The 4257-nt window shown below is 63.6% G+C and carries 4 protein-coding genes and 1 pseudogene; 2 read left to right on the forward strand and 3 right to left on the reverse strand.

Annotation, left to right across the window (positions count from 1 at the left end; translation table 11 throughout):
- Nucleotides 1-686 (forward strand): Gfo/Idh/MocA family protein (locus WBR57_RS07625; protein ID WP_424083313.1); only part of this gene is annotated, 686 nt, incomplete at its 5' end.
- On the opposite strand, the gene WBR57_RS07630 is transcribed toward WBR57_RS07625, so the two are convergent.
- A complete protein-coding gene (locus WBR57_RS07630; RefSeq protein WP_424083314.1) occupies nucleotides 683-1849 on the reverse strand; it encodes a GGDEF domain-containing protein in 1167 nt (388 codons plus the stop codon). The genes WBR57_RS07625 and WBR57_RS07630 overlap by 4 nt on opposite strands.
- A 109-nt stretch (nucleotides 1850-1958) precedes the next feature.
- Nucleotides 1959-3170, reverse strand: a complete 1212-nt coding sequence (locus WBR57_RS07635; RefSeq protein ID WP_122540128.1) for an MFS transporter — start codon at nucleotides 3168-3170, stop codon at nucleotides 1959-1961.
- A 97-nt stretch (nucleotides 3171-3267) separates the two neighbouring features.
- Between WBR57_RS07635 and WBR57_RS07640 the strand changes: the two genes are divergently transcribed.
- Complete coding sequence (locus WBR57_RS07640; RefSeq protein ID WP_424083315.1) at nucleotides 3268-4089, forward strand: AraC family transcriptional regulator; 822 nt, start codon at nucleotides 3268-3270, stop codon at nucleotides 4087-4089.
- Here WBR57_RS07640 and WBR57_RS07645 read toward each other — a convergent pair.
- A pseudogene (locus tag WBR57_RS07645) lies at nucleotides 4082-4257 on the reverse strand (MFS transporter); the annotation flags it as partial. The gene WBR57_RS07640 and the pseudogene WBR57_RS07645 overlap by 8 nt on opposite strands.

Below are 4257 nucleotides of genomic sequence, written 5' to 3' on the forward strand. Positions count from 1 at the left end.
AGGCTGTGGAGCGCCAAGGCGGCAAAGTGATGCTCGGCTTCAACCGGCGCTTCGACCCCGACATGCTGCGCCTGCGCCAGGCCCTCGACGCCGGGCAGATCGGCGCTGTGCGCCAGGTGATCATCACCAGCCGCGACCCGGGCCTGGCGCCGCGTGATTACCTCGAACACTCGGGCGGTATCCTGCGCGACATGACCATCCACGACTTCGACACCGCCCGCCACCTGCTCGGTGAAGAACCGGTGGAAGTCAGCGCCATCGCCAGCCGCCTGGTGGACCCGAGCCTGGAACAGATCGACGACTACGACAGCGTGATGGTGCTGCTGCGCACCGCCTCCGGCAAACAGTGCCATATCAACTGCTGCCGCCAGGCGGTGTACGGCTACGACCAGCGCGTGGAAGTCTCCGGGGCGGAGGGCGTGTTGCTCACCGACAACCATCGCCCCAGCACCTTGCGCCACTGGAGCGCCGACCATACCGAGGCGCTGGAGCCGTTGCAGCCCTTTTTCCTCGAGCGTTATGCCCAGGCCTATCGCAATGAGCTGACGCAGTTCATCGACGCATTGAACAGCGGCCAGGCACTGCCCACCAGCGTGCGCGACGGGGTGTACGCCTTGCACCTGGCGGACTGTGCGTTGGCGTCGGTAAACACCGGGCGCAGCGTGGCGGTCAACTACGACCTCTAGCGCAAGGCGCTGGCGCCGGTACGGTCCACCAGCCGAATGCTGTCACGCCCGCCGCGCTTGGATTCGTACAGGGTGGTGTCGCCTTGTTCGATCAAGGCGGCCAGGCTGGCGGGCGGCTGGTCGAACAGGTTGGCGCCGATGCTCAAGGTCACACGGGCCGGGGTGGCGAAGGTCTGCGCGGCGAGCTGCTGGAATTGCTCGCGCAGGCTGCTGCCCAGCTCGACAATCTGCTCGGTCGAGGCCGGGTTCAGCAGGATCACAAATTCATCGCCGCCCAGGCGTGCAGCCAACGCGCCTTGCGGGACTACGCTGCGGATCATCTCGCTCAGGGCGATCAGCAAGCGGTCGCCGGCGGTATGCCCGTAAAGGTCGTTGACCAGTTTGAAGTTGTCGATGTCGATCAGCAGCAGCGCGCCCGGCTGTGCCGGCGATACCTGGCCGAGCAAGCGCGGTGCGCGCAGGTCGAGGGCGCGGCGGTTGTACAGGGCGGTGAGCGGGTCGCGGGCGGCGAGGCGGGCGATCTGCTGTTCGCGCCGGTAGCGTTCCGAGCCGGTCATGGACAGGGCAATCAGCATGATCGCCATGGCGCCTTCCACCAGCGACACTTGAATGATTTCGCCCTTGAACGCGGCGAGGTCGATCAGCGTGCCGGGGATTGCCACCGACAGCGCCTTGGCCACGTAGAACACGCCGTGGATCAGCAGCACGTAACGCAGCTGCACCGCGCCGATGCTGAGGGATTTGCCGTGCGGGCGCAGCAGGAAACTGGCGCGCAAGGTCGGCAGCGCCACCAGCAGCGATTGCACGCCCAGCATCGCCTTGGACCAGGGCAGGTCGGCCGGCAGCGTCAGCATGCCGAGCCATACGACCGGCATCAGCAGCCACAGGCGCGAGAGGCGCGCCTGGGTGAACCGCGCCACGCCGAGCAAAAACAGGAAGTGCGCGATCACCAGCAAGCCGTTGGCAAACCAGATACCGATCAGCAGGTAGCCGTTGATGCGCAGCAGGGCGAGGGTGGAACCGACAGTGATGGTGGCGAAACCGGCGCTCCAGTACAGCAGCGAAGGTTCGCGTACGCTGCGCCATTCAATGGCCAGGTACAGGGCGGCAGCGGCTGCCAGGGCAACGGTAAGTGCCAGGATCGTGGGAGGGTCGAGCGTCATTTCTTGCCGGGTCTGCCTGCAGGTGCGTTTAAACCGGGATTGTAAGCGCACCCGCAGGTTTTTCAGAGCATTCATCGTGCTGGCATAGCGCCAGCCGATGATCGGCGGTTTACACGCCTTTGGTCGACGGCAACAGGATCGTCAGAATCCCCACCAGCGGCAGGAACGAGCATATCTGGTAGACATACGCGATGCCGTGGCTGTCGGCGAGCAAACCGAGCAAGGCTGCGCCGATCCCGCTGAAGCCGAACATCAGGCCGAAGAAGATGCCGGCGATCATGCCCACATTGCCCGGCACCAGTTCCTGGGCGAACACCACGATGGCCGAGAAGGCCGAGGCGAGGATAAAGCCGATCATCACGCTGAGCACGGCGGTCCAGAACAGGTCGACGTAGGGCAGGGCCAGGGTGAAGGGCGCAGCCCCCAGGATCGAGAACCAGATGACCTTCTTGCGGCCGATCTTGTCGCCGATCGGGCCACCGGCAAAGGTGCCCACGGCCACCGCGCCGAGAAACAGGAACAGGTACATCTGCGAGCTGGCGACCGACAGGTGGAATTTTTCAATCAGGTAAAACGTGAAGTAACTGGTCAGGCTGGTCATGTAGAAGTATTTAGAGAACACCAGCACCGCCAGTACCACCAGCGCAAACGTCACCCGGCCTTTGGACAGGCCATGGGTGGCCTTGCCGCCTTGCTTGAGCTTGAACAGGTTGAGATGGTTGCGGTACCAGCGGCTCAGGCCGTACAGCACCAGGATCGCGAATACCGCAAACAGCCCGAACCAGGCGATATGGGTCTGCCCGTAGGGAATGATGATCGCCGCCGCCAGCAACGGGCCGAGGGCGCTGCCGGTGTTGCCGCCGACCTGGAAGGTCGATTGCGCCAGGCCATAACGCCCACCGGAGGCCAGGCGCGCAACGCGTGAGGTTTCCGGGTGGAAGGTCGACGAGCCCACGCCCACCAGGCCTGCCGCGAGCAGAATCGCCGGGAAGCTGCCGACAAACGCCAGCATCAGGATGCCGACCAGGGTGCACACCATGCCCGCCGGCAGCAGCCATGGCTTGGGATGGCGGTCGGTGTGGTAGCCAATCCACGGTTGCAGCAGCGAGGCGGTCAGCTGGAAGGTCAGGGTGATCAGGCCGACCTGGGTAAACGACAGCCCGTAATTGGCTTTGAGCATCGGGTAGATCGACGGCAGCACGGCCTGGATCAGGTCATTGATCAGGTGCGCCAGGGCACAGGCGCCCAGAATGCGCATGACCAACGGGCTTACTTGGGGCGGACTCGATGTAGCGGCAGGTGATGCGGTCAGGGTCGACATGCAGGCATTCCAATCAAGGCAGCAAACAGAGGCAACCAGTACTTTAGCCGGTTGCCCATTTCAAATTGTTTCGGTGTTCATGCTAGATTCGTCAAAAATGCCTGTCTCGCGTAATTCGGGAGGCAACTCTCGCAAAAAGGGCGAAATGATCAAACCACTGGATGTATTTCTTCAGGAAATCGACGAAGGCGACTGGGCAGTGATCAGTTCGGCCACCGATTATCCGGAAAACTGGGTAATCCCCAACCACCGCCACGAGAAGCATCAACTGCTCTACGCCACCGAAGGCGTGATGGTTGTGCATTCGGCGCAGAACCAGTGGACAGTGCCGCCCAATCGCGGTTTCTGGATGCCGAGCGGGCACGTGCATTCCCTGCGCTGCGTGGGCGCGCTGAAAATGCGCAGTGTGTTTGTGCGCCCCGACAGCTTCCCGAACCTGCCCACCGAAACCAAGGCGGTGAGCATTTCGCCGCTGCTCAGTGAGCTGATCAAAGCCTCGGTCAGCCTGAAGCCGCCGTACACCGAAGACTCGCGGGATGCGCGGATCATGCACCTGATCCTCGATGAGCTGGCCTTGTTGCCAGCCTTGCCGCTGTCGCTGCCGCAGCCCGCCGACCCGCGCATCCACCAGATCTGCGTGGCGTGGCAGCACGACCCGGGCGATGCCTCCACCGTGGCCGATTGGAGCGAGCGCCTGGGCCTGGACCAGAAAACCATCCAGCGCCTGTTCCGCAAGGAAACCGGCATGACCTTCGGCCAATGGCGCCAACAGGCACGCCTGCTGCTGGCGCTGGAGCGCATTGCGGTGGGCGAGAAGATTATCGACGTGGCGCTCGAGCTGGGCTATGACAGCCCGAGCGCCTTTACCAGCATGTTCAAGAAACAGTTTGGCAAGACGCCGAGCGTGTTTTTCAGGTAGCGCGCTGGGCCTCGAATGCCCGTGTTGCGCATCGTGAGGCCAGGCCGGCCACCAGCGCGGCAATCACCAGCAACCCTGCGCTCAGTTCAAAGGTCGCCTGGTAGCCGTGCAGGTCGAACGCCACGCCGCCGACCGTGGCGCCGGCCGCAATCGCCAATTGGATGATGG

The sequence above is a fragment of the Pseudomonas sp. genome, from assembly GCF_049590575.1.
In the GTDB taxonomy this organism is placed as follows: Bacteria; Pseudomonadota; Gammaproteobacteria; order Pseudomonadales; family Pseudomonadaceae; genus Aquipseudomonas.

Coding starts and splice junctions, on each gene's coding strand:
- WBR57_RS07635 (WP_122540128.1), bottom strand. CDS start 3,170: ATGTCGACCCTGACCGCATCACCTGCCGCTACATCGAGTCCGCCCCAA.
- WBR57_RS07640 (WP_424083315.1), top strand. CDS start 3,268: ATGCCTGTCTCGCGTAATTCGGGAGGCAACTCTCGCAAAAAGGGCGAA.
- WBR57_RS07630 (WP_424083314.1), bottom strand. CDS start 1,849: ATGACGCTCGACCCTCCCACGATCCTGGCACTTACCGTTGCCCTGGCA.